This is a genomic window from Caldimonas hydrothermalis (genome assembly GCF_056746695.1).
Genome location: NZ_JBWQXA010000002.1, coordinates 135,715 through 159,928, shown reverse-complemented (window position 1 = coordinate 159,928; position 24,214 = coordinate 135,715). Strand labels below are relative to the sequence as shown.

At 68.6% G+C, this 24,214-nt stretch carries 26 protein-coding genes, 1 pseudogene and 1 riboswitch; of the genes and pseudogenes, 12 read left to right on the top strand and 15 right to left on the bottom strand.

Translation table 11 applies throughout. From position 1 onward, the window contains the following. Positions 1–11: 11 nt before the first annotated feature. Positions 12–344, bottom strand: coding sequence for an iron donor protein CyaY (gene cyaY / locus AC1ECW_RS04105; protein ID WP_481201264.1), 333 nt, complete (start codon positions 342–344; stop codon positions 12–14). Positions 345–383: 39 nt separating this feature from the next. Here cyaY and lptM point away from each other — a divergent pair, with 39 nt between their 5' ends. Continuing rightward, positions 384–566 carry an LPS translocon maturation chaperone LptM gene (lptM, locus tag AC1ECW_RS04100; RefSeq protein ID WP_409703115.1) on the top strand — a complete coding sequence of 61 codons (183 nt, stop codon included), beginning with the start codon at positions 384–386 and terminating at the stop codon, positions 564–566. Beyond that, positions 566–1,834 carry a diaminopimelate decarboxylase gene (gene lysA / locus AC1ECW_RS04095; protein ID WP_481201263.1) on the top strand — a complete coding sequence of 423 codons (1,269 nt, stop codon included), beginning with the start codon at positions 566–568 and terminating at the stop codon, positions 1,832–1,834. The genes lptM and lysA overlap by 1 nt, the downstream gene beginning before the upstream one ends. 22 nt (positions 1,835–1,856) lie before the next feature. Here lysA and AC1ECW_RS04090 read toward each other — a convergent pair whose 3' ends face one another. Genes AC1ECW_RS04090 through AC1ECW_RS04065 form a run of 6 tightly spaced genes read right to left on the bottom strand, consistent with a single transcriptional unit; the run spans position 1,857 to position 7,346 of the window. Next, on the bottom strand, positions 1,857–3,044 hold the full coding sequence (locus tag AC1ECW_RS04090) for a class I SAM-dependent rRNA methyltransferase (protein ID WP_409703109.1): 1,188 nt from the start codon (positions 3,042–3,044) through the stop codon (positions 1,857–1,859). A gap of 21 nt (positions 3,045–3,065) precedes the next feature. Continuing rightward, on the bottom strand, positions 3,066–4,001 hold the full coding sequence (xerC, locus tag AC1ECW_RS04085; protein ID WP_481201262.1) for a tyrosine recombinase XerC: 936 nt from the start codon (positions 3,999–4,001) through the stop codon (positions 3,066–3,068). Between the two features lie 13 nt (positions 4,002–4,014). Beyond that, entirely contained in the window at positions 4,015–4,704 is a 690-nt protein-coding gene (locus tag AC1ECW_RS04080; RefSeq protein ID WP_481201261.1) for a DUF484 family protein, read from the bottom strand. Further along, positions 4,701–5,564 (bottom strand): diaminopimelate epimerase, encoded by an 864-nt coding sequence (gene dapF, locus AC1ECW_RS04075; RefSeq protein WP_481201260.1) that lies wholly within the window; start codon positions 5,562–5,564, stop codon positions 4,701–4,703. Before dapF ends, AC1ECW_RS04080 begins: the two co-directional genes overlap by 4 nt. A gap of 37 nt (positions 5,565–5,601) precedes the next feature. Further along, positions 5,602–6,486, bottom strand: coding sequence for an LpxL/LpxP family acyltransferase (locus AC1ECW_RS04070; protein WP_481201259.1), 885 nt, complete (start codon positions 6,484–6,486; stop codon positions 5,602–5,604). Further along, complete coding sequence (locus AC1ECW_RS04065; protein WP_481201258.1) at positions 6,483–7,346, bottom strand: lysophospholipid acyltransferase family protein; 864 nt, start codon at positions 7,344–7,346, stop codon at positions 6,483–6,485. Before AC1ECW_RS04065 ends, AC1ECW_RS04070 begins: the two co-directional genes overlap by 4 nt. 204 nt (positions 7,347–7,550) lie before the next feature. Between AC1ECW_RS04065 and metK the strand changes: the two genes are divergently transcribed. Next, the gene (metK, locus tag AC1ECW_RS04060) at positions 7,551–8,735 is read left to right on the top strand and encodes a methionine adenosyltransferase (protein WP_481201257.1); all 1,185 of its coding nucleotides are present in this window, start codon (positions 7,551–7,553) and stop codon (positions 8,733–8,735) included. 209 nt (positions 8,736–8,944) lie between these two features. Continuing rightward, positions 8,945–10,213, top strand: a complete 1,269-nt coding sequence (locus tag AC1ECW_RS04055) for a cyclic di-GMP phosphodiesterase (RefSeq protein ID WP_481201256.1) — start codon at positions 8,945–8,947, stop codon at positions 10,211–10,213. A 2-nt stretch (positions 10,214–10,215) separates the two neighbouring features. On the opposite strand, the gene AC1ECW_RS04050 is transcribed toward AC1ECW_RS04055, so the two are convergent. Both AC1ECW_RS04050 and AC1ECW_RS04045 read right to left on the bottom strand, forming a co-directional pair. Beyond that, complete coding sequence (locus AC1ECW_RS04050; protein ID WP_481201255.1) at positions 10,216–11,004, bottom strand: HAD family hydrolase; 789 nt, start codon at positions 11,002–11,004, stop codon at positions 10,216–10,218. Beyond that, a complete protein-coding gene (locus tag AC1ECW_RS04045; protein ID WP_481201254.1) occupies positions 11,004–12,605 on the bottom strand; it encodes a peptide chain release factor 3 in 1,602 nt (533 codons plus the stop codon). The genes AC1ECW_RS04050 and AC1ECW_RS04045 overlap by 1 nt, the downstream gene beginning before the upstream one ends. Positions 12,606–12,767: 162 nt before the next feature. Further along, positions 12,768–12,840: riboswitch (S-adenosyl-L-homocysteine riboswitch) on the top strand. Between the two features lie 70 nt (positions 12,841–12,910). On the opposite strand from AC1ECW_RS04045, the gene ahcY reads away from it, so the two are divergent. The 3 genes from ahcY (at position 12,911) to metF (ending at position 16,079) form a co-directional block, all read left to right on the top strand. Continuing rightward, positions 12,911–14,347 carry an adenosylhomocysteinase gene (gene ahcY / locus AC1ECW_RS04040; RefSeq protein ID WP_409703080.1) on the top strand — a complete coding sequence of 479 codons (1,437 nt, stop codon included), beginning with the start codon at positions 12,911–12,913 and terminating at the stop codon, positions 14,345–14,347. A gap of 97 nt (positions 14,348–14,444) precedes the next feature. Then, positions 14,445–15,203 (top strand): TlyA family RNA methyltransferase, encoded by a 759-nt coding sequence (locus AC1ECW_RS04035; protein WP_409703158.1) that lies wholly within the window; start codon positions 14,445–14,447, stop codon positions 15,201–15,203. A 30-nt stretch (positions 15,204–15,233) separates the two neighbouring features. Next, entirely contained in the window at positions 15,234–16,079 is an 846-nt protein-coding gene (gene metF / locus AC1ECW_RS04030) for a methylenetetrahydrofolate reductase [NAD(P)H] (protein ID WP_409703077.1), read from the top strand. A 7-nt stretch (positions 16,080–16,086) separates the two neighbouring features. On the opposite strand, the gene AC1ECW_RS04025 is transcribed toward metF, so the two are convergent. Beyond that, entirely contained in the window at positions 16,087–16,668 is a 582-nt protein-coding gene (locus AC1ECW_RS04025; RefSeq protein WP_409703074.1) for a 5-formyltetrahydrofolate cyclo-ligase, read from the bottom strand. A 121-nt stretch (positions 16,669–16,789) separates the two neighbouring features. On the opposite strand from AC1ECW_RS04025, the gene AC1ECW_RS04020 reads away from it, so the two are divergent. The 3 genes from AC1ECW_RS04020 (at position 16,790) to AC1ECW_RS04010 (ending at position 18,667) form a co-directional block, all read left to right on the top strand. Continuing rightward, complete coding sequence (locus AC1ECW_RS04020; protein ID WP_409703071.1) at positions 16,790–17,482, top strand: hypothetical protein; 693 nt, start codon at positions 16,790–16,792, stop codon at positions 17,480–17,482. A 109-nt stretch (positions 17,483–17,591) separates the two neighbouring features. Beyond that, the gene (locus AC1ECW_RS04015; protein WP_409703068.1) at positions 17,592–18,338 is read left to right on the top strand and encodes an AzlC family ABC transporter permease; all 747 of its coding nucleotides are present in this window, start codon (positions 17,592–17,594) and stop codon (positions 18,336–18,338) included. Beyond that, a complete protein-coding gene (locus tag AC1ECW_RS04010) occupies positions 18,338–18,667 on the top strand; it encodes an AzlD domain-containing protein (RefSeq protein WP_409703154.1) in 330 nt (109 codons plus the stop codon). Before AC1ECW_RS04015 ends, AC1ECW_RS04010 begins: the two co-directional genes overlap by 1 nt. A gap of 122 nt (positions 18,668–18,789) precedes the next feature. Here AC1ECW_RS04010 and AC1ECW_RS04005 read toward each other — a convergent pair whose 3' ends face one another. The 4 genes and pseudogenes from AC1ECW_RS04005 to AC1ECW_RS03990 form a co-directional block, all read right to left on the bottom strand. Next, a complete protein-coding gene (locus tag AC1ECW_RS04005; protein ID WP_481201253.1) occupies positions 18,790–18,918 on the bottom strand; it encodes a hypothetical protein in 129 nt (42 codons plus the stop codon). A gap of 154 nt (positions 18,919–19,072) precedes the next feature. After that, positions 19,073–19,302, bottom strand: a pseudogene (locus AC1ECW_RS04000) (cytochrome B); the annotation flags it as partial. Positions 19,303–19,336: 34 nt separating this feature from the next. Then, positions 19,337–19,855: a hypothetical protein gene (locus AC1ECW_RS03995; RefSeq protein WP_481201252.1), complete on the bottom strand. Its 519-nt coding sequence runs from the start codon at positions 19,853–19,855 to the stop codon at positions 19,337–19,339. 48 nt (positions 19,856–19,903) lie between these two features. Then, positions 19,904–20,419, bottom strand: coding sequence for a DUF1269 domain-containing protein (locus AC1ECW_RS03990; protein ID WP_481201251.1), 516 nt, complete (start codon positions 20,417–20,419; stop codon positions 19,904–19,906). A 158-nt stretch (positions 20,420–20,577) separates the two neighbouring features. On the opposite strand from AC1ECW_RS03990, the gene AC1ECW_RS03985 reads away from it, so the two are divergent. After that, positions 20,578–21,771 (top strand): phosphoglycerate kinase, encoded by a 1,194-nt coding sequence (locus AC1ECW_RS03985; protein WP_481201250.1) that lies wholly within the window; start codon positions 20,578–20,580, stop codon positions 21,769–21,771. An 88-nt stretch (positions 21,772–21,859) separates the two neighbouring features. Beyond that, positions 21,860–23,293 (top strand): pyruvate kinase, encoded by a 1,434-nt coding sequence (gene pyk, locus AC1ECW_RS03980; protein ID WP_481201249.1) that lies wholly within the window; start codon positions 21,860–21,862, stop codon positions 23,291–23,293. Between the two features lie 7 nt (positions 23,294–23,300). Here the strand turns inward: pyk and AC1ECW_RS03975 are convergent, their stop codons facing one another. After that, a complete protein-coding gene (locus AC1ECW_RS03975) occupies positions 23,301–24,095 on the bottom strand; it encodes a DUF481 domain-containing protein (protein ID WP_409706962.1) in 795 nt (264 codons plus the stop codon). Positions 24,096–24,214 lie beyond the last annotated feature (119 nt).

Genomic DNA, 24,214 nt, shown 5'->3' with positions numbered 1-24,214 from the left:
AGCGCCGGGCCTCAGCCGGCGGTGAACGGCAGGGGCTGCCCGGCCAGTTCGCTGGCACAGTGTGAGAGCCGCTCGAAGAACTCGCCCCCTTCGCGGGTGTCGAGCCAGCGGCCCTGCACATACTTGTAGTGGTAGCCCCCGGAGCGGGCCGCGAGCCAGATCTCGTGCAGGGGCGGCTGGGTGTTGATGACCAGCTTGGCCCCGCCGGGAAAGACGAGTTCGAGCAGCCCGCCGGTGCGGTGGGTGTCGATGTCGATCACGTCGTCCTCGAGCAGGCGGTCCACCCAGGCCTCCACCGAGGCCAGCACGGACTGCGCGCGTTCGTGGTATTCGCTGTCGCTCAAGGGAGTGGGTTCGAGGGCCATCGCCGATAGAATCCGCGCATGTCAAAACGGGCATTCATTCTAGCGGCCGGCCTGCTGACGCTACTGGCGGTGGGCCTATCGGCCTGCGGCCAGAAGGGGCCGCTGTACCTGCCCGCCGCGTCGCCGGCCGCCGCGCCCGCGGCGGCACCGGCCTCGGCGCCCCCTCCTCCCCCTTCAGCCCCCTCTGCCCCGCGTTCCTGATGAAACTGCCCGGCGCTCCTTTTCTCGCCTACCGGGGCGAGTCGCTCCACCTCGACGGCTGCGAGCTGGCCGCCCTGGCCGATCGCTTCGGCACGCCCCTGTATGTCTACTCCCAGGCTGCGATGCTGGCGGCGCTGGCGCCGTACCAGCAGGCACTGGCCGGTCGCGAACACCTGATCTGCTATGCGATGAAGGCCAACTCCAATCTGGCCGTGCTGCAGACCTTCGCGCGGGCAGGATGCGGCTTCGACATCGTCTCGGGTGGCGAGCTTGCACGGGTGCTGGCCGCGGGCGTGAGCGCCGATCGCGTGGTGTTTTCCGGCGTGGGCAAGACCCGCGAGGAAATGCGAGACGCCCTGCGTGCGGGGGTGAAGTGCTTCAACGTGGAAAGCGAAGCCGAGCTGGAGGTGCTGTCGGCCGTGGCGGTGCGAGAGGGGCTCACGGCGCGCGTCAGCCTGCGCGTGAACCCCGACGTGGATGCCGGCACCCACCCCTACATCTCCACCGGGCTCAAGGCCAACAAGTTCGGTGTGGCCCATGACCGCGCCGTGGCCACCTACCGCCGGGCCGCCGCGCTGCCGGGCCTGTCGGTGATCGGCATCGATTGCCACATCGGTTCGCAGATCACCGAGACCGCGCCTTACCTGGACGCGCTGGACCGGGTGCTGGACCTGGTGGAGGCCATCGAGGCCGAAGGCATGCGCCTGCAGCACCTGGACCTGGGCGGCGGGCTGGGCATCACCTACACCGACGAGACGCCACCGGCGGCCGACGAGCTCATCGGTGCCCTGCTGGCCCGCCTGGATGCGCGCGGCCACGGTCACCGCATGCTGATGTTCGAACCCGGACGCTCGCTGGTGGGCAATGCCGGCGTGCTGCTCACCGAGGCGCTCTACCTCAAGCCGGGGGAAGAGAAGAACTTCTGCATCGTCGATGCCGCGATGAACGACCTGATGCGCCCGGCGATGTACGAGGCCACGATGGCCATCGTGGCCTGCCGGCGGCGCAACGAGGCGCCGATCACCTACGACGTGGTGGGGCCGGTGTGCGAGTCCGGCGACTGGCTGGGCCGCAACCGGGCGCTGGCCGTGCAGCCGGGCGACCGGCTCGCGGTGTTGTCGGCCGGGGCCTACGGCATGAGCATGGCCAGCAACTACAACACCCGCGGCCGGGCGGCCGAGGTGCTGATCGTCGGCGGCGAGGCCCATCTGGTGCGCGAACGCGAGCAGCCGGCCGACCTCTTCCGCGGCGAGCGGCTGCTGCCCTGAAGCCCGGCCTGGGAAGCCGGGCTCAAGCCGCCTGCTTGAGTATGGCCAATCCCTTGAGGTATTCGCCCTCGGGAAAGCAGATCGTCATCGGATGGTCGGGCGAGGCCTCCAGGCGTGACAGGATCATCCCGTCCACCTCGGCGTCGAGTCCGGCGCCGGCGACGATCTTGTGAAAGAGCTCGGCACCGATGCCGCCGGAGCATGAGAAGGTCAGCAGCAGGCCCCCCGGGGCCAGCAGCTTGAAGGCCAGGCGGTTGATGTCCTTGTAGGCTCGCGCCGCACGTTCGGCATGGGCCGCCGAGGGGGCGAACTTGGGCGGATCGAGCACGATGGCGTCGAAGGTCCGGCCTTCGCGCACGAAGCGGCGCAGCGTTTCGTTCACGTCGGCATCGATGGCCTGGTGGCGTGCGGCCTCAAAGCCGTTGAGCACCACATGGGCCTGGGCCCGGGCCAGGGCCGGCGCCGAGGAGTCGACGCTCAGCACCTCCTGCGCCCCGCCGGCCAGCGCGGCGACGCTGAAGCCGCCGGTGTAGCTGTAGCAGTTGAGCACCCTCTGGCACCCGAAGTGGCGCACCCACTGCGCAAAGCGTTGCCGGTTGTCGCGCTGGTCGAGGTAGTAGCCGGTCTTGTGCCCCTCGGCCACATCGAGCGTGAGCTGCCAGCCGTGTTCGCGAATGGTGATCTCGGTAGGCCCCTGACCGCGCAGCCATCCGCGCTGCGCCGGCAGTCCCTCCAGGCCGCGCACCCCGGAGTCCGAGCGCTCGTACAGGCGCGTCAGGCCGGTGGCCGCGAGCAATTGGTCGGCGATCACGGCTTTCCAGCGCTCGGTGCCAGCCGAGAGGAACTGGGCGCTGAGCGTGTCGCCGTAACGGTCCACGATGAGGCCGGGCAGGGCGTCGGCTTCCCCATGGATCAAGCGCACGGCGTCGCTGTCGATCGGCAGGCGCGCGCGCAGCGCCAACGCGCGGCCGATGCGGCGGGCGAAAAAGTCCGCATCGATGCGTTCGGTCTCGTCGAAGCTCCACGCGCGTGCGCGGATCATCGAGGCGGGGCTGTAGGCCGCCCAGGCGAGGAAGCGGCCGTCCTGGGCTTCGACACGCACGGTGTCGCCGGCATTGGCTTGTCCGCGGGCGATGGACCCCTGAAAGACCCAGGGGTGGTGGCGCAGCAGGGAACGCTCCTTGCCTTCGCGCAGGGTGATGACATTCATGGAAGGGAGGGGTTCAAAGGATCAGGGCTTGCGACGTGCCCGCGGATGGGCCGCGTCGTAGGCCCGAGCGAGGTGTTGGAAGTCCAGCCGGGTGTAGATCTGGGTGGTGGTGATGTGGGCATGGCCGAGCAGTTCCTGCACCGCGCGCAGGTCGCCGCTGGACTGCAGGAGATGCGAGGCGAAGGAATGGCGCAGCATGTGTGGATGGACCCGTGTGGGCACGCCGGCCTGCAGGGCGCGCCGGGACAGGCGCACGCGGATCTGCTGGACCGACAGCCGCTTGCCGCGCTCGCTCAGCAGCAGCGCGGCCTCGTCGCTGGGCACCAGGCGCGGCCGCTGCGCCAGCCACTCGCGCAGCGCCTGCAGCGCCGCCCGCCCCACCGGCACGCTGCGCCGCTTGCCGCCCTTGCCCAATACGTGGACTTCGGCGCCGTCCAGATCGACCCAGCCGCGCGAGGCCGGTGTGGCGCGCAGGTCCAGACCGGCGAGTTCGCTGACGCGCAAGCCGCACCCGTACAGCAGCTCCACGATGCAGCGGTCGCGCGCGGCCAGCACGGGGTCGTCTGCGGCGCTCGGCCCCTGTTCGGCCAAGGCCACCGACTGCTCCACCGACAGGGCTTTGGGCAGCGTCCTGGGGGCCTTGGGAGCCTTGACGCCCTCGACAGGGTTGTGGGCGATGCCCCCCTGGCGCCCCCACCAGCGGTAGCAGCCCCGCCAGGCACTGAGCGTGCGCGCCAGGCTGCGTCCGGACAGCCCCCCCGCATGCAACCGGCCGAGCCAGCGGCGCACGTGATGGGCCTGGACCGCTTCCAGTGCCACGCCAACCTCGCCGGCCAGCCGGGCCAGTTGTGCGAGGTCGCGCGCATAGGCGCGCAGCGTGAGCTCGGCCACGCGCCGCTGCACGCGCAGATGCTCGAGATAGCCCTCGATGGGCGGCGGCAGCGGCTCGTCCTTCATGGCCGCTCCCGCCTCAGCCTTCCGGCAGCAGGCGCGTGAGGCTGGCACTGGCCAGGTCGCCCACACGCATCAGGAACTCGGTGCCCATGTCGGCGGTGTAGCGGGTCGGGTCCGGGGAGCCCAGCACGAGCAGGCCGAACGCGTCGGTGCCCACGCCATGACGCAGCGGGATCAGGGCCACCGAGGTCACCGTGGTGGGCTCGTCCAGCCAGCCCACGGCCTCGAAGCCGGCATTCACCCCGCAATAGGGCTGCACCAGGCTGCTTGCGAAGGCGCGCGTGTCCTGGCTGGCCCCCTGGGCGAAAGGCTGGTCGGCATAGGCGCCCACCACGCCCCAGACGCGGATGCCGGCCTGGGGGATGAGGAACTGGGCCTTGAGTTCGTGCACCAGGGTGCCGGGCAGGTCGGCCGGATCGGCGGTGAGCATCAGGGCGCGCGTCCAGCGGTGCAGCTTGTCGGCGATCGCCATGTTCTCCTGGCCGTGGCGGATCATCTCCATCAGGCGCATCTCCAAGCCGCGGATCTTCTCGCGCAGCATCTCCATCTGACGCTCCTGCAGCGAGACGGCGCGATGGCCGTGCGGGCTGGTGAGCTGGATGCTGGCCAGCAGCTCGGCATGGCGCTCGAAGAAACCGGGCGTGTTGGCGAGGAAGTGGGCGATGTCGTCCTCGGTGATGCCGTGGATGCCGGAAGCAGTGCTCACAGTTCGATTTCTCCTTCAAAGACAGTCTGCGCAGGGCCGGTCATGAAGACGTGGGCCTCGCCGCCCGCCCATTCGATGCGCAGCCGGCCGCCGCGCGTATCGACCTCGACCGCGGGATCGAGCAGGCCTTGGCGGATGCCGGCCACCACGGCCGCGCAGGCGCCGGTGCCGCAGGCCAGCGTCTCGCCCGCATCGCGCTCGTACACGCGCAGCTTCACGTGGCCGCGGTCGATGATCTGCAGGAAGCCGGCGTTGACCTTGCGCGCAAAGCGCGGATGCCGCTCGATGCGCGGGCCCCACTGCGCCACCGGGGCATCGTCCACGTCGTCGACCCGCAAGACGGCATGGGGATTGCCCATGGACAGCACCGCCACCTCGACCGTCACATCGCCCAGGTCCAGCGGCCACAGCGGCAAGCCGGGCTGCGGGCCTGCGAGGCGGGGCGTGAGCCCCGTGGCATCGAAGGGCACGCGATCGGGCTCGAAGATCGGTGCGTTCATGTCCACCGTCACCCGGCCATCGGCCTGGGCCTGCAGCACCAGGCGGTTGTTGACGGTCTCGACCCGCAAGGGGTTGCGCTCACTCAGGCCCTTGTCGTGCACGAAGCGCACGAAGCAGCGCGCACCGTTGCCGCAGTGCTCGACCTCCTCGCCCGAGGCGCCGTTGAAGATGCGGTAGCGGAAATCGGCATCGGCCGACGAGGCGCGCTCGACCACGAGGATCTGGTCGGCCCCCACGCCCAAGCGCCGGTCGCCCAGGCGCTGCAGCTGCGCCACAGACAGCGACAGCGGGGCCGCGGTGGCGTCGATCACGACGAAGTCGTTGCCCGCCCCGTGCATCTTGGTGAAGCGCAGTTTCATGCGCCGATTATCCCCCGCCGCGCCGGCCACCGGGCGGTCAGTACAGGGGGGGTTCGCCGGGCGGGCGGGTCTTGAAACGCTTGTGCACCCACAAGTACTGGGCAGGCATGCGCTCGATCTCGCGCTCGATCCACTGGTTCATCCGCCGCGTGTCGGCCAGCGCGTCGTCGGTGGGGAAATCCGTCCAGGGCGGCAGGAAGCGCACCACATACCCCTGGCCGCCCGGCAGCATTTCGGCCACCACGGGCTGCACCACCATGTCCAGGGCGCGGGCCATGCGCGAAGGCGCCAGCAGCGTGGCCGCAGGCACGCCGAAGAAGGGCACGAAGGCCGCATCCTTGGGGCCGAAGTCCATGTCGGGCAGGTTGAAGAAGGGCTGGCCGCGGCGGATGCAGCGCATCAGCGGCTTGGCCGACTCCTTGCGCGAGAAGATCTCGGCATTGCCGAAGCGCAGCCGCCCGCGGCGCATCGCCGCGTCGAAGACCTTGTCACTCTGGGCCTGGTAGATGGAGGTGCCGGTCTTCTTCACATGCAATTGAATGGCCACGCCGGCCACGTCCAGCGCCATGAAGTGGGGGGCCAGCCACATCACCGGCTTGTCGCTGCGGTCGGCCAGGCCGATGTCGCCTTCGACGCGGATCAGGCGCTCCAAGCGGCTGCGCGAGCCGTACCACAGCAAGCCGCGCTCGAGCAGGCTGCGACCCAGCCACTGGAAGTGCTCGCGGGCCAGGGCCTCACGCTGGGGGGCGGTCCAGTGCGGAAAGCACAGCTCCAGGTTGCGCAGGGCAATGCGCCGGCGCGAACGCCCCAGCGCGAACAGCGCGCGTCCAAGGCTGCGGCCCAGACCAGCCTGCACCGGCAGCGGCAGCCAGTGCAGCAGCCACATCAGGCCGATCGCGGCGTGGCTGGCCCAGCGCCTCACGGCTGAGCTCCATCGGCCGGCAGCGTCCGCGGGCCTTTGTAGCGGTGGTAGCCCCACAGGTACTGGCCGGGGCATTGCAGGATCAGTCGTTCCATCGCACGGTTGATGCAAGCGGCCGCCGATTCTGCCTCAACGGGCAGGGCCTCCTCCAATGGCGAAAACCGCACCACATACCCCGCTCCGCGGGCCAGGCGCTCACCCCAGGCCAGCAGCACCTGGGCGCCGGTCTGGTGGGCCAGGCGTGCGGCCAGGGTCATCGTGTAGGCGGGCCGGCCAAAGAAGGGCGCCCAGACCCCCAGGCCCTCGGGCGGCACCTGATCGGGCAGCAGGCCCACCGCCTCGCCCGCCTTGAGCGCGCGGATCATCTGTCGCACGCCGGCCAGCGTCGCGGGCGCCGTCTTCAGGCCGGGGCGGTGTCGCGCCGTGTCCACCAGGTCGCGCAGCACCGCCTTGCGCGGCGGCCGGTACAGGGCGGTGAGCGGCCCGCACAAGGCGCTGAAGTGCTCGGCGTAGGCCTGTGCCGTCACTTCGAAGCACCCCAGGTGGGGGGTCAGGAAGATCAGTCCGCGTCCCTGGGCATGGGCCGCCCGGATGTGTTCGCCCCCCTCGACACGCACCCACGAGCCCAGGAGACGGTCGTGCGGACGCATCCACAGCCACGGCAGCTCGGCGGCCATGCGCCCGGCCGAGGCCACGGCCGGGCGAGCCTGCGCCCAGTCCAGGCCGGCCTGGGCGGCGTTCTCGCGGAAACGGTGCCGGTAGGCAGGGGACAGGCCAAACGCAAGCCATCCCAGGGCGGCCCCGATGTGGTGGAGCAGCCACAAGGGACATCGGGACAGCAGGCGAAAGAGGATCAACATCTGTTTCTATAATGGGCGGATCGCCGGGTTAAGGAACAACTTGCGGGGCGATGTGCAGGTGGCAAGCATAGCGAGCCCCTGCCGGGCGGGCGCCGGCTTCGGTCGGGGGCCCACCCTACAAGTACCGCTAAAGCGTTCGCCGCTCCTCCTCCAGGACCCGGGTCGGCAAACGCCCGGAGTGTCATCGAAACAGGAGGCCCTGCAGTGGCGAACGATTTTCTCTTCACGTCCGAATCCGTGTCCGAAGGCCACCCCGACAAGGTGGCCGACCAGATCTCCGACGCCATCCTCGATGCCATCTTCGAGCAGGATCCGCGCTCGCGCGTGGCCGCCGAGACCCTGTGCAACACCGGTCTGGTGGTGCTGGCCGGCGAGATCACGACCAACGCCCATGTCGACTACATCGAGGTGGCGCGCGACACCATCAAGCGCATCGGTTACGACAACACCGAATATGGCATCGACTACAAGGGCTGTGCGGTGCTGGTGGCCTATGACAAGCAGAGCAACGACATCGCCCAGGGCGTGGATCAGGCCAGCGACGACTACCTGAACATGGGCGCCGGCGATCAGGGCCTGATGTTCGGCTACGCCTGCGACGAGACGCCTGAGCTGATGCCCGCGCCGATTTACTACGCGCACCGCCTGGTCGAGCGCCAAGCCCAGTTGCGCAAGGACGGCCGCCTGCCCTTCCTGCGCCCGGATGCCAAGAGCCAGGTGACGATGCGCTATGTGGACGGCCGTCCGCACAGCATCGACACCGTGGTGCTGTCCACCCAGCACAGCCCCGACCAGAGCGAGACGCCCAAGAAGATGAAGGCCTCGTTCATCGAGGCGGTGATCGAAGAGATCATCAAGCCGGTGCTGCCCAAGGAGTGGCTGAAGGACACCAAATACCTGATCAACCCGACCGGACGCTTCGTCATCGGCGGCCCGCAGGGCGACTGCGGCCTGACCGGCCGCAAGATCATCGTCGACACCTACGGTGGCGCCTGTCCGCACGGTGGCGGGGCCTTCTCCGGCAAGGACCCGTCCAAGGTCGATCGTTCGGCCGCCTATGCCGCGCGCTACGTGGCCAAGAACATCGTGGCCGCCGGCCTGGCCCGTCAGTGCCAGATCCAGCTCAGCTACGCCATCGGCGTGGCACGCCCGATCAACGTGACCGTCTACACCGAGGGCACCGGCGTGATCCCGGACGAGAAGATCGCCGCCCTGGTCAACGAACACTTCGACCTGCGGCCCAAAGGCATCATCCAGATGCTGGACCTGCTGCGCCCGATCTATTCCAGGACTGCGGCCTACGGTCACTTCGGCCGCGAGGAGCCCGAGTTCACCTGGGAGCGCACCGATAAAGCGCAGGCGCTGCGTGCAGCAGCCGGTCTCGAATAGAGACCGGCAGGCGGCGCCAGCTGCACCCTGCGCTTTGGGGGACGCTCATATGGCCATGCCATGTGAGCGGCCACCACAAGGCGGCAGCGCTGCGTGCAGCGGCCGGGCTGAAGTCAGGCAAGCCGTCGGCCGGAAGTCGGAACAAACGTATCTTTCGGCGCGCTTTTCCAGGCATGCGCTGCGATCCACGGCCCTAGCATGGCGGCTCCATGCTGAAGAAGATCCCCGTCGACCAGGTGCGCCTGGGCATGTACCTGCATGCCCTGTGCGGCACGTCTTGGCTGGAGCATCCGTTTTGGAAAACCTCCTTCGTCCTGAAGTCTGCCGAGGACCTGGACAAGCTGTTGCGCTCGCCGGTCAAGGAGGTGGTGATCAACGTGGACAAGGGCCTGGACGTGGCGCCCGAACCCGGCGCGCCAAGCTTGCCGACAGAAGGCTCGGCCGATGACGAGCGCTTGCGAGCCGAACTGCGCGCGCAAGGCCCCCACGGCCTCGAAGCGCCGCTCCCTGCGCGTACGGTGAGCCTGGAGGGCGAGCTGGAGCGCGCGCAGCGGGTGCTCACTCAAGCCAAGAAGGAAATCAAGCTCCTCTTTCAGCAGGCCCGCTTGGGCAAAGTGGTCGACACCACGCCGCTGAAAGCCCTGGCCGGGGACGTGTCGGATTCTCTGCAACGCAACCCGCACGCGCTGATCAGCTTGGCCCGACTCAAGACCAAGGACGACTACACCTATTTGCACTCGGTGGCCGTGGCCGCCTTGTGTGCCGCCTTGGCACGACAGCTTGGACTCAGCCCCGAGGAAATCCGGGAAGCGGCTCTGGCCGGGCTGCTGCACGACCTGGGCAAGGCCGCCATCGCGCTGGACATCCTGAACAAGCCGGGCCGCCTCACCCCCGAGGAATTCGCCCAGGTCCAGGCCCATCCCAGGGCAGGCTACGAGATGCTGCGGCAAGCAGGGGTGCGCTCCGAGATGGCCTTGGACGTGTGCCTGCATCACCACGAGAAGATCGACGGCAGCGGCTACCCCGATCGTCTGAAGGGCGAGGCCATCAGTCTGTACGCCAAGATGGGGGCGGTGTGCGACGTCTACGACGCCATCACCTCCGACCGCCCGTACAAGGCCGGCTGGCCGCCGGCCGAGTCGCTGCGCAAGATGGCGCTGTGGGCCAAGGAGGGCCACTTCGACGAGCGCATCTTTCAAGCCTTCGTCAAATGCGTGGGCATCTACCCCACGGGCTCGCTGGTGCGCCTGCAATCGGGCCGGCTGGGCGTGGTGCTCGAACAGAGCGAACGTTCGCTGCTGCTGCCTCGGGTGAAGGTGTTCTTCTCGACCAAATCGAACACCTATATCGTGCCCGAGGTGCTGGAGCTGGGCACGGTGCAGACCAACGACCGCATCGTCGGCCATGAGGACCCCCAGGCCTGGGGCATCGCCAACCTTGACGAACTGTGGACGGGCATTGCCGGCCGCAAGCCCTGAGATCAACGCGCCGCCAGCACGCAGCGCGCCACCTCGGCGAAGCCGGCGCCTTGCTCGGACGGCGTGACATAGCGGGGCAGGTGCTGCATCTGCGGCACGAAGCGCATGATGTTGGCCACACCGACGCTGTGCTCGAAGCGCTCGAACATGGGCTGATCGTTGGTGGAGTCGCCCACATAGGCCCAGCGGTCGAGCTCGCGCTCCAGGTCGATGCCCAGCAGTTCCCTGGCGATCCAGCAGGCGCCGCTCCACTTGCCATGCGTGCCAAACCAGCCGTTGATGTGGATCGAGCTGACAGTGGCCACCATGCCCTCGGCGTGCATCAGCGCAACGACCTGGTCGATGCGTTCGGGCGGCAGGTGCGCGAACTCGCTGTGGTCGATCGCGATGTCGGTGAGACGACCGGCGCTGTCGCGTGCCAGTCGGGCACCCGGCACCTGCGCCAGGATGCGCTGAGCCACCTCGGCCAGGCGGCGGGCGTTGCGCGCCCGCGTGGCCTCGTCCTGTACGTACAGGCGCCGACCGTCGGGCAGCACGGCCAAGGCGCCGTTCTCGGGCACGATGGCCGCCACTGGCCACTCGCGTGTCAAGGGCTCGGACCAGCCCAGCGGCCGTCCCGTGATCGGAATGACGATCAAGCCTGCATCGCGCAGCGCGTGCAAGGCGTGCAAGGCCTCGGGCGTGATCGCCCCGTCGCGGGTGAGCGTGTCGTCGATGTCGGTGAACAACCCTCGAAGGTGCCGGCGCGCCGGCACCGGCCAGGCCGACAGGGGCTGCATCGTCGGGTGCATCAGGCGGCCTGCTGCAAGGTCAGGCCCGCATGCTCGCGCAGCGGATGGAAGCGGATGTTGGGATGCCGCTCCTGCGTCAGGCGCAGGTCATAGGGCGAGGTCATCAGATAGGCCAGGGTGTCGGCCGCATCCAGCGCCAGCTTGCTGCCGTTGACGTCGATGAACTTCTTGAGTTCCTCGGGCGAATCGGCCGTGACCCAGCGGGCCCCGACGAAACGCGAGGGCATCAGACGCACCTCCACGCCGTACTCAGCTTTGAGGCGGTGCTGCACCACCTCGAACTGAAGCTGGCCCACGGCCCCCAGCAGCATCGCGCCGCCCTCGTGCGGACGGAAGACCTGGATGGCCCCCTCTTCGCCCAACTGCATCAGGCCGGCCTGGAGCTGCTTGCTCTTCATGGGGTTGGCCAGTTCCACCGCCTGGAAAAGCTCGGGCGCGAAGAACGGCAGCCCGGTGTACTGCAGGGCCTCGCCCTCGGTGAGGGTGTCGCCCAATTGCACGCCGCCGTGGGTGGTGAAGCCGATGATGTCGCCGGCGTAAGCCTCGTCCACCGCCTCGCGGCGCTGCGAGAGGAAGGTCACGACGCTGGTGGGGCGCAGCTCCTTGCCGGTGCGCTGCACCTTGAGCTTCATGCCCTGGGTGTAGCGGCCGGAGTACACGCGCACGAAGGCGATGCGGTCGCGGTGCGCCGGGTCCATGTTGGCCTGCACCTTGAACACCACGCCGGAGAACTGCGCCTCCTCCGGGCGCACCAGCCGCGTGGTGCTGCGGCGCGGCGCCGGCGGCGGCGCGAGGTCGACCAGGGCATCAAGCACCTCCTGCACGCCGAAGTTGTTGACGGCCGAGCCGAAGAACACCGGTGTCTGCTTGGCGGCCAGAAAGGCCTCCATATCGAAGGCCGGCGCGGCCTCGGTCAGCAGCTCGATGTTCTGTTCGGCCTGCTCGAAGTCGTGCCCGAAACGTGCCCGCAAGGCCTCGGCCTCGTCGAGCGACACGACTTCATCATCAGTCACACGGTCCTGACCCGGCTTGAACAGGCGCATGCTCCTCTGGCGCAGGTTGATGATGCCGGCAAAGGCCTTGCCTTGCCCCACCGGCCAGGTCATGGGCACGCAGGGCATGCCGAGTTCCTGCTCGATCTCGTCGAGCAAGGCGATGGGGTCGCGGCCCTCGCGGTCCATCTTGTTCACGAAGGTGAGGATGGGCGTGTCGCGCTGGCGGCACACCTCGATCAGACGCCGGGTCTGGGCCTCCACACCATTGGCCGCGTCGATCACCATCAGCGCCGAATCCACCGCCGTCAGCACGCGGTAGGTGTCTTCCGAGAAGTCCTTGTGGCCGGGCGTGTCGAGCAGGTTCACCACATGGTCGCGGTAGAGCATCTGCATCACCGAACTGGCCACCGAGATGCCACGCTGTTTCTCGATCTCCATCCAGTCGGAGGTGGCGTGGCGGCTGGCCTTGCGCGCCTTCACCGAGCCGGCGATGTGGATCGCGCCCGAGAACAGCAGCAGCTTCTCCGTCAGCGTGGTCTTGCCGGCGTCGGGGTGGGAAATGATGGCGAAGGTCCGGCGGCGCCGGGTTTCGGGGGCGAAGGACACGGAAAACTCTCCAGAGTCTCGGCCGGTGGGCCAAGGGATCGGACGCCTGGCGACGCCCGGGCACGCTTTGGGGCCGCGCGCAAAGTGCAAATGCTACCGGTTTTGGCGCCCGCGAGGCAGCCCACTGCCACATACCCCCGCCGGGGCGGCTACAATGATGGTCTGTCCGAGGAGCGTTGCAAGGCCCTCAGGCCCCAGGCTCGGACGGCTTCGATTGCAACGGCGCTCACCCGCATGTGTCCTGCCGGGTGGGTCTCGCAATGTTCTCCCCCGGTGCACAGCGGTTTTTCCACCAGGAGAAACACATGAACGCTGTCCTCAAGCCCGCCCTGTCGAGCGACCAGTACGTCATCGCCGACCTGTCGCTCGCCGACTGGGGGCGCAAGGAAATCCGGATCGCCGAGACCGAGATGCCCGGCCTGATGGCCATCCGCGAGGAATTCGCGGCCAGCCAGCCCCTGCGCGGCGCGCGCATCGCCGGCAGCCTGCACATGACGATCCAGACGGCCGTGCTGGTCGAGACGCTGCAGGCCCTGGGGGCCAGTGTGCGTTGGGCCTCGTGCAACATCTTCAGCACTCAGGACCATGCCGCCGCCGCGCTGGTGGCCCAAGGCACGCCCGTGTTCGCCTACAAGGGCGAGTCGCTGAAGGACTATTGGGACTACACCCACCGCATTTTCGAGTTCGGGCCTGCCGGCTCCGAGGCCGAAGGCCCGAACATGATTCTGGACGACGGCGGCGACGCCACGCTGCTGATGCACCTGGGCCGGCGCGCCGAGCAAGACCCCTCTGTACTGGACAAACCGGGCAGCGAGGAAGAGCGCGAGCTTTTCGCCGCGATCCGGGCCAAACTCGCCCAGGACCCGACCTGGTACAGCCGCAAGAGCGCGAAGATCATCGGCGTGACCGAGGAAACCACCACCGGTGTGCACCGCCTCAACGAGATGAGCGCGCGCGGCACCCTGCTCTTCCGCGCCATCAATGTCAACGACAGCGTCACCAAGAGCAAGTTCGACAATCTCTATGGCTGCCGCGAGTCGCTGGTGGACGGCATCAAGCGCGCCACCGACGTGATGATCGCCGGCAAGATCGCGGTGGTGTGCGGCTACGGCGACGTGGGCAAGGGTTCGGCCCAGGCGCTGCGCGCCTTGTCGGCCCAGGTGTGGGTGACCGAGATCGACCCCATCAACGCGCTGCAGGCGGCCATGGAAGGTTATAAGGTCGTCACGATGGACTACGCCTGCGACAAGGCCGACATCTTCGTCACAGCCACCGGCAACAAGCATGTGATCACCCATGACCACATGCTGAAGATGAAGGACCAGGCCATCGTCTGCAACATCGGCCACTTCGACAACGAGATCGACATCGCCTCGATCGAGCAGTACCGCTGGGAGGAGATCAAGCCCCAGGTGGACCATGTCATCTTCCCCGACGGCAAGCGCATCATCCTGCTGGCCAAAGGCCGCCTGGTGAATCTGGGCTGCGCCACGGGCCACCCGAGCTACGTGATGTCGTCGAGCTTCGCCAACCAGACGCTGGCGCAGATCGAGCTGTACACCAAGCCCGGCCAGTACGAAGTGGGCAAGGTCTACGTGCTGCCCAAGCACCTGGACGAGAAGGTGGCGCGCCTGCAACTGTCCAAGCTCGGCGCCATGCTCACCGAGCTGACGGACGAGCAGGCGGCCTACATCGGCGTCAGGAAAGAAGGCCCCTACAAGCCCGACACCTACAGGTATTGATGGACCACCCCCTGCGGCCGCCCCCCTCCAGGGGGCGGCGCTGGCGGACCGGCCCCGCCGGATCCGCGGCGTGCGCCGGATGTCTGAGGCTTCGATGATGCGAGCGGATCAATTGCTGGTGCAGCAGGGCTTGGCACCGTCGCGTTCGGCGGCCCAGCGGCTGATCGAGCGTGGGGCCGTGCGCTGGAAGGGGCCGCAGGGCTGGCAGGTGCCGAAGAAGGCGGGGGAGGACCTGCCCGAAGGCTGCACGCTGCAGGTGACCGACGATGCCGAGCTGCGCTTCGTTTCCCGTGGCGGACTCAAGCTGGAGGGGGCCCTGCGCGAGAGCGGCCTGGACGTGCGCGGCTGGCGCTGCCTGGACGTGGGCCAGAGCACCGGCGGCTTCACCGACGCGCTGCTGCACGCCGGGGCGGCCGCGGTGGTGGGGCTGGAGGTGGGCCAGGCGCAACTGCACGAGCGCCTGCGCTGCGATGCGCGCGTGACGGTCTACGAAGGCCTCAATGCGCGCTCGCCCGAGGGCACGGCCTTCGCACGTGAACAGGCACCGGCCAGTTTCGATCTGATGGTGGGCGATCTGTCCTTCATCTCGCTGACCCTGGTGCTGCCGGCGCTGGCGCCTTGGCTCAAGCCCGGCGCCCAGGTGCTGATGCTGGTGAAGCCACAGTTCGAGCTGAGCCCCGGCCAGGTGGGCAAAGGCGGGCTGGTGAAAGACGCCGGCCTGTACCCGCTGGTAGAGCAGCGCCTGCGCACGGCTTGCCAGGCCCTGGGCTGGGTGGTGCGCGGCTGGTTCGAAAGCCCCATCACCGGCGGCGACGGCAACCGCGAGTTCTTCATCTGGGCGCACACGCCGGGCTGACCCCCACCCGAACACACAAGAGAGGATCCGATGAAAGCCACCCAGAACCGGCTGCCGATCAGCCTGGAGTTCTTCCCGCCCAAGACCGCCGAAGGCGCGGTCAAGCTCGCGGCCGCGCGCGCGCAGCTCTACGCGTTGAAGCCCGAGTACTGCTCGGTGACCTACGGCGCCGGGGGATCCACCCAGGACGGCACCGTGCAGACGGTGCAAGCCATCCTGTCCGAAGGCGTGGACGCTGCGCCGCACTTCTCCTGCATCGGCGCCACCCGCGACAGCGTGCGCGCCCAGCTCGCGCAGTTCCGGCACATGGGCATCCGCCGCCTGGTGGCCTTGCGTGGCGACCTGCCCAGCGGCTACGGCAGCTTTGGCGAGTTCCGCCATGCCAGTGACCTGGTTGCCTTCATCCGCGCCGAGACAGGCGATCACTTCCACATCGAGGTGGCCGCCTACCCCGAGATGCACCCGCAGGCCCGCTCGCCCGAGGCCGACCTGCAGGCCTTCGCCACCAAGGTGCGCTCCGGGGCGAATGCGGCGATCACGCAGTACTTCTTCAACAGCGACGCCTACTTCCGCTTCGTCGATGATGCGCACAAGCTCGGCGTGGATGTGCCCATCGTCCCGGGCATCATGCCCATCACCAATTCCTCGCAGCTCATGCGCTTTTCCGACGCCTGCGGCGCCGAGATCCCGCGCTGGATCCGGCTGCGGCTGATGGCTTACGGCGACGACAAGGCCTCGATCCAGGCCTTCGGGTTGGACGTGGTCAGCGACCTTTGCGACCAGTTGCGCACGGCCGGTGCGCCGGGCCTGCACTTCTACACGATGAACCAGGCCAACGCCACGCTGCAGATCTGCGAGCGGCTGGGCTTGGCCTGAGAAGACCTCAGCCGCGCTCCCACATCACCCCTTCTTCGGTGAGGAGGGTGTCGAGGCAGGCCTCCCCGGGCAGGGGCTTGAGCAGCGGCAGGAAGCCGTGTGCATAGCCCAGGCCCACCGACCAGGGACGCGGATGCAGCGCCGCCAGCGTGCGGTCGATGAAGCCGCCGCCATAGCCCAGGCGCAGGCCCGCCGGCCCAAAGCCGACGCAGGGCACCAGCAGCAGTTCGGGCTCGAAGGTCTCGGTGTCCTTGGGCTTGGGAATGCCGTAGGCGTCCTCCTCCATCGGGCAGCCCGGGAACCACACATGGAAGCGCAACCGGCCGCTGGCCTTGTCCACCACGGGCAGGCCGATCTGGCGCGTCGTGCCCTCAGGAGCCCCCTCCTGCCAGCGGTACAGCGCCGGCAGCGGGTCGAACTCGCCCTTGATGGGCCAGTAGGCGCCGATGCGGGTCTCACGCCGGCCCACCAGCCAGCTCCGCAGCACCGTCTGCAGCCCCACGGCCCGCTCCAGCCGGTCGGGCAGGGCCTGGCGGGCGGCCAGCAGGCGCTCGCGCAACGCGCGGCGGTCTTGGTCGGGTGAGCTCATCGGGGCGGTCTCCTCCTGGGCCACAGGCCCTTGCCGGTGCCGGGGATTGTGCCTGGGCAAGGCCATCGCGCGCGCTCGGGCTTGCCCGGCCATCGGAGCCCATTCATGGCAGGATCAGTCCATGGACGCCGCCATCGTCAAGCGCTGGTTCGAGGACATGCCCTTGCCCCTGGGCCCGGGCGGCTGGGCCTCGCTGGCGCTGTGGCTGCTGGGCCTGTTCTTCATGGCCGCCGCCTTTCGCAGCCTGCTGCGCGCCCGGCCACTGGGCCTGCTGGTCCACACCCTGGTGGGGCTCGTGCTGCTGGTGAGCGGGGTGGCGATCAGCCTGATCGGGCTGGGGATGCACGGCTACCGTGCGCTCACGCATGAACAGGTGGCCGCTCACATCCGCATCGAGCCGCTGGGGCCACAGCACTTCCGCGCCCACTTCACCTTGCCCGACGGCCGCCGCCAGGCTTTCGAGCTGCGCGGCGATGCGCTCTACGTGGATGCCCACGTGCTGAAGTGGAAGCCGGTGGCCCACCTGCTGGGCCTGCACACCGCCTATGAGCTGGACCGCGTAGCGGGCCGTTATCTCTCGCTCGACCAGGAACGCGCGGCCGAGCGCACGGTGCACAGCCTGCGCCTGGACCGGCCGGTGGATCTGTTCACCCTGCGTGAGCGCTTCGGCTGGCTGTCGGGCCTGCTCGACACCGATTACGGCTCGGCCAGCTTCAAGGCCGTGAATGGAGCCAGCGAGATGGAGCTGCGCGTGTCCACCACGGGACTGCTGCTGCGGGCCGTTGCGCCCGGGACCCCTTTGCCCGCCGACTGACCGGCCCTCCGGTTCCGGCGCAGCCCGGCCAGGCGGCGGCCTCGAATCATCCGATGTTCAGGTCGCTGTACGCCAGTTTTGGCGACAATGGCGGGTTGTTGTCGCCTGCATGAACACCGCCCTGCTCCGCGCCACCTGGCGCCACCCCGAATTCCGTCTCGGCGCCCGCCACATGGTGAGCCTGGCGCTGGGCATCGCGGCCTGGGGGCTGGTCACCGGCGTGGCGATGGTCAAGTCTGGGCTGTCGGTGCCGCTGGCGCTGTTCATGACCTTCTTCGTGTTCGCCGGCAGCGCCCAGCTCGCCGCGCTGCCGCTGATGGCCGCCGGCGCGCCGATGTGGGTGGTGTGGGCCGCGGCCACCTGCGTGAACCTGCGCTTCGTGATCTTTAGCGCGATGTGGCGGCCCTATTTCGCACGCTTCCCACTGCGCCAGCGCTGTGTGCTGGGCTATTTCAGCGGTGACCTGAACTACGTGATGTTCATGAAGCGCTTCCCCGATCCCGAACACCGGGTGGAGGATCAGATGCCCTACTACTGGGGCGGCGTGGCGACGAACTGGATCGCCTGGCAGAGCGCCTCGGTGCTGGGCATCGTGCTGGCCAACGTGATCCCGCCCGCATGGGGTTTGGGCTTTGCCGGCGTGCTGGCGCTGCTGGGCGTGATGTGCTCGCTGCTGAAGGAACGCTCCACCTGGGTGGCCGCTGGCGTGGCCGGTGCCGCTGCGGTGGCGGCCTATGCCCTGCCGCTCAAGCTCAACATCGTGGTGGCCATTGCCGCTGCCGTGGCCGCCGGCCTGGCGATGGAGGCGGCCGAGCGCGCCTGGAAGCGCGCACGCCGTCCAGGAGCAGGGACATGATGAGCCCCTGGGAAGCGGTCCTCACGATCGCCGGGCTGGGCGTGATCACCGTGCTCACGCGCAGCTTCTTCCTGCTGCCCGAGCGCGAGCTGCACCTGCCCGGCTGGGTCAAGCGCGGCTTGAAGTACGCCCCGCTGGCCGCGCTGGCGGCCGTGATCGCGCCCGAAGTGCTGATGACCCAGGGGGAGCTGATCACCACCTGGCGCGACGCCCGGATCTTCGGGCTGGCGGCTGCCACGGCTTACTACTTCTGGCGCCGCGACATCCTGGGCACCATCCTCGTGGGCATGGCCCTGTACCTGCCGCTGCGGCTGGGGCTGGGCTGGTGAAGGCGCTCACGCCCCGAGCGTGGCATCCACCAGCAGCAGTGCGAACAACCCGAAGAGGTAGGTGATCGAGCAGCGGAACAGCGGCAAAGCCACGCGCAGGTCGCGCTGCAGCTTCCGGGCCATCACCACGAAGCGCACACCTGCAAGGCCTGGCGGTCGCAGGACCCGTCGGCCGCCAGCTCACGCCAGCGGCCGGCCGCGGCGCAGGCAGCGCCTGCGGGTGAGGACGGCGGGGCGAGGATGCTGCTCATGCCGGGCTCCTCAGGCCGTGCCGCACAGGTAGGCCACAAGCTCGGGCGTGAGTCAGCCCAGCGCGGCAAAGCGCACGACCCACACCGCGGCTGGAAGGAAATGCCCGTAGCGCGCGCACAGGCCCAGCCGCCACGCCGCAGCCTGCGCTTGCGGCTCCAGTCGGTGGTTCTCCGGTTCATAGGCCGCGCGATCGCCCTCGCGATGGCGGTAGCGCCAGATCGTGTAGGACAAGAGGTTGATCGCGATGAAGATGACCCCGTGATGGTCAGGGTATCGTCCATGTGCTCCCAATGGGTGGCCAGCGGCGTGGTCCACCAGGGTGTGAACAGGTGGAAGGCCACCGAGCCCAGGACGATGCACAGCAGGACAGCCGCGATGACCATGCCGCCCTCCCCGCAAGACCGGCCCCGCCCGACATCAGGCGGCGGCGTCGCGCCGCGCGAGCTCCCAGTACAGCAGCGCTGCGCTGATGCCGAACACCAGGTGCGCCATCAGGGTCGCCCAGCCGCGCAGCTCCAGGAACCAGGGGAAGACCTGGGCCAGCAGATGGAAGTTGACGAGATAGAGCATCACCCCGAAGGCGGCCCCGAGCGCCTCCATGCGACCCAGCAGGCTGTCCAGGCGCAGCCAGGACACCAGCACGCCCAGCGCCAGGCCGAACAGCACGCCCAGTGCGTAATGCACCACCAGCGCGGCCGCCACCACGCCGGCGTGGAAGGCGTAGCCCTGCGCCGCGGCCGCGTCCAGCCAGCCGGCCCCCAAAACGAGGGCGGCCACCATGTGAGGCAGCCGCCAGGGTCCGTCGCCGCCCATGCTGGCGGCCCAGAACAGTTCAAGCACCATCAGCACGGCGCCGGCCGCCAGCCCCGACACGGCAGCGGCCGTCCAGTCCGGGCGGGTCGAGCCCGCCCGCCACGTAGACAGATGCAGTTCCATGGTCTTGCCTCCTCATGCCCATGCCGGCACCGGCCCGGGCCCGCGAATTCAGGGAAAGGCCGGGATGTTGGGCTCGACGCCCTCGAGATGGGCCTCGGGATGCAGGGCCTGCAGCCGGGCCTCGATCTCGGCCACACGCGAGCGCGGCACGTCGACCATCAGCAGGATCTGCCCCTGCTCGATGGCCGGCCGGAAGCGCTCGAGGCGGTGGCTGGGCGCGGAGATGCCGATCATGCTGGCCGCCCAGGCGCCGAACAATCCGCCAAGCACCGCCAGCACCGCCGCCACACCCCATTGCGGAGAATCGCCGACGATGGGGAAGAAGACCGCCACAGCCAGGCCCGCCACCGTGCCCACCACGCCCCCGATCACCAGCCCGAGCTGGGCGGCGCGCAGCACGTCGGAGGTCTGCAGCACATTGGCTGCATGCAGGCCGCTCATGTCGACGCCTTCCCGTGCCACGAAATGGATATGAGGCTCGGCGATGCGCGCGAGCAAAAGATCATCCATCGTCCGCCTGGCACTGGCCAGGTCGGGCAGAAGCCAATAAATGCGTCTGCGCATGGGGCCCTCCTTGCGTCACAAAGGATGTGAACGAAGCGAGCGTTGCTGTCCTTGTACGCCTGAATTTGACGCGTGACAAGCCGCCGGCCCCCGGAATCGGGTGGAGGCGGCCCCTCTAAAATCTCGGCTTCCTTTGCTGCCACTGCCACCCTTTCGCCATGAACGTGCTTCGCTTCTCCGATCTGATCGCCCAAGGCCAGGTGGCTGGGCGCCGCGTCTTCATCCGCGCCGACCTCAACGTCCCGCTGGACGACGCAGGGCGCATCACCGAAGACACCCGCATCCGCGCCTCGGTGCCCTGCATCGAGATGGCCCTGCAGGCCGGAGCCGCCGTGATGGTGACCTCGCATCTGGGCCGACCCACCGAAGGCGAGTTCAAGCCCGAGGACTCGCTCGCCCCGGTGGCACAGCGCCTGGGCGAGCTGCTGGGGCGCGAGGTGCCGTTGCGTGCGAACTGGGTCGATGGCGTGGACGTGCAGCCCGGCCAGGTCGTGCTGCTGGAGAACTGCCGTCTGAACAAGGGCGAGAAGAAGAACGACGAGACGCTGGCGCGCAAGATGGCCGCGCTGTGCGACATCTTCGTACACGACGCCTTCGGCACCGCCCACCGCGCCGAGGCCTCCACCTACGGCATCGCGCAGTTCGCGAAGGTGGCCTGCGCCGGCCCCTTGCTGGCCGCCGAGATCGACGCGATCACCCGCGCGCTGGCCAGCCCCAAGCGCCCGCTGGTGGCCATCGTGGCCGGCTCCAAGGTCAGCACCAAGCTCACCATCCTGCAAAGCCTGGCCAAGAACGTCGATCAGCTCATCGTGGGCGGCGGCATCGCCAACACCTTCATGCTGGCCGCCGGCCTGCCCATCGGCAAGTCGCTGGCCGAACCCGACCTGGTGGACGAAGCCCGCGCCGTGATGGAAGCGATGCAGGCCCGCGGCGCGGCCGTGCCCATCCCCGTGGATGTGGTGGTGGCCAAGGCCTTCAAGGCCGATGCCGCGGCCACCATCAAGGCGGCCGCCGACGTCGCCGACGACGACCTGATCCTCGACATCGGTCCGAAGACCGCCGCGCTGCTGGCCGAGCAGCTCAAGGCCGCCGGCACCATCGTGTGGAACGGCCCGGTGGGGGTGTTCGAGTTCGAAGCCTTCTCCAAGGGCACCGAAACCCTGGCCCGAGCGATTGCCGAGTCCAGCGCTTTCTCGATCGCCGGTGGCGGCGACACCCTGGCGGCCATCGCCAAGTACGGCATCGAGAAGGACGTGGGCTACATCTCCACCGGCGGCGGCGCCTTCCTGGAGGTGCTCGAAGGCAAGCAGCTGCCGGCCTTCGAGATCTTGGCACGCCGCGCCGCGGCGTGATCGGCGCAGGGTGGCGCTGTAACTCCAAAGGCCTTCTGAAGGCGCTCAAAATGGAATAAAGTTACATCCTCACCGGAGACAAGCTGCCATGAACCGCGCCACCAAGATCGTCGCCACCCTGGGCCCCGCCTCGTCCACTCTCGAGATCTTGGAGCGCATGATCCGCGCTGGGGTCGACGTGGTGCGGTTGAACTTCTCTCACGGCACCGCCCAGGACCACATCGACCGCGCGGCTGTGGTGCGTGAAGCCGCCCAGCGTGCCGGCAAGGAGGTGGCCATCATGGCCGACCTGCAAGGCCCCAAGATCCGGGTGGGCAAGTTCGAAGGTGGGAAGACCCTGCTCGAACCTGGCCAGACCTTCATCCTGGATGCAGGCTGGACGGACCTGGGCAACAACGAACGAGTGGGTCTGGACTACAAGGAACTGCCGCGCGACGTGAAGCCGGGCGATACCCTGCTGCTCAACGACGGTTTGATCGTGCTCGCCGTCGAACGTGTGGCCGGCGATGCGGTGTTCACTCGCGTGAAGATCGGCGGCGAGCTGTCGAACAACAAGGGCATCAACAAGCAAGGCGGTGGGCTCACGGCTCCGGCACTGACAGCCAAGGACATGGAAGACATCCGCACCGCGATGAGCTTCCAGTGCGAATACCTGGCGGTGAGCTTCCCCAAGAGTGCCACCGACATGGAAATGGCCCGCCAGCTCGCCAACGTGGCCGGCGAGCCCTGGCGGCACAAGCCCGCGCTGATCGCCAAGATCGAGCGCAGCGAGGCCATCCCGCAGCTCGAGGGCATCCTCAAGGCCAGCGACGGCATCATGGTGGCGCGCGGCGACCTGGCCGTTGAGGTGGGCAATGCGGCCGTGCCGGCGCTGCAAAAGCGCATGATCCGCCTGGCACGCGAGATGGACAAGGTGGTCATCACCGCCACGCAGATGATGGAGTCGATGATCGTCAACCCCGTGCCCACGCGCGCCGAGGTCAGCGATGTGGCCAACGCCGTGCTCGACGGCACCGATGCGGTGATGCTCAGCGCCGAGACCGCCGCGGGCAAGTACCCGGTGGAGACCATCGAGCACATGGCGCTCATCGCGCTGGAGGCCGAGCGCGCCGAGGAGATCGAGCTCGACTCGGACTTCGTCAACAAGAAGTTCGGCCGCATCGACCAGGCCATCGCAATGGGTGCGCTCTTCACCGCCCACCACCTGGGGTGCAAGGCCATCATCGCACTGACCGAATCGGGCTCCACCGCCTTGTGGATGAGCCGGCACAAGATCCACGTGCCGATCTTCGGCCTGACCTCACAGCCCGTCTCCCAGCGCAAGATGGCCTTGTACCGCAACGTGCGCCCGATGCTGATGCCGGCCTACCACGACCGCGACGAAGCCCTGCACAAGGCCGAGGCCCTGCTGGTCGAGCGCGGCGTGCTCAAGCCGGGCGACACCTATGCCATCACCTGCGGTGAACCGATGGGCTACCCCGGTGGCACCAACATGCTGAAGGTCTGCCGCGTGGGCGGCTGACCTGGGATCAGTCCAGGCCGAGCGAGACGCCCGTCACGAACAGCGTGTCCGACTTGCTGAAGCCCGCGCCGGGCTGGGTGTCGTGGCGATGGGTGAGGCTGGCGGTCAGGCTGAGCCGGGCATTGATGGCCACCGCCAGGCTGGCCGTCAGCTCGGCACGAAACTCCCCCGATTCACGCAGGCTCGGCAGCAGCCGGGCCTGCTGCTTCAGGCGCGCGGTGTCGGACAGATAGGTGGTGGATTCCTGGGCCAGCACCAGTTCCAGGCGGTCGCGGCTGCGGCGGCTCAAGCCATCGATCACTGTGGCCGCCTCGAAGCGGTCGCGCGTGTAGCCCAGGCCGGCAGACACATCCCAGTAGCTGTCCTCGGTGCGCAGCAGGTGATAGCCCACCCCCGAGGCCACCGAAGCGCGCGACTCGATGTTCGCCGCCTCGTCATGCAAGGCCGCGAGGCTGCCGTAGCCGAACCACAGCAACGACAGGTCGCGGTCGTACTGGGTCTTGATCTCGGCGCGCTGCGCGGCCGTGTCGCCCTCGGTGCGCGATTGCAGCGCGCTGCCCGTCAGCGACCATTTGTCCTCGTAGGTGGCCCGCACACTGTCCAGCGAGAGGTTCACACTGGTGGTGCGCGTGTTGCCCGAGGCCACGCTGGCGCCCAGCCCGATGAGGTGGCGCCACTGGCCATCGGGACGCTGCGTCACTTGCGCCGGGGCCGCAGCACAGGCCATCAGCAGGCCCAGGGCCAGGACGAGCCCCACACTGCGGCGCAATGCGGAAATGGGGGGAAACACGCGTCGGGTCATCTCGGCGTCAGCGGTGGCGTGAAGGGGAAAGGGCCCGACTTTAGGGCGCCTGGCCGCACACCGCCACTGCGGGCCCGGAAACCCCATGCTGCACTGCGGCATCCCTCCCCGGTCCCAGG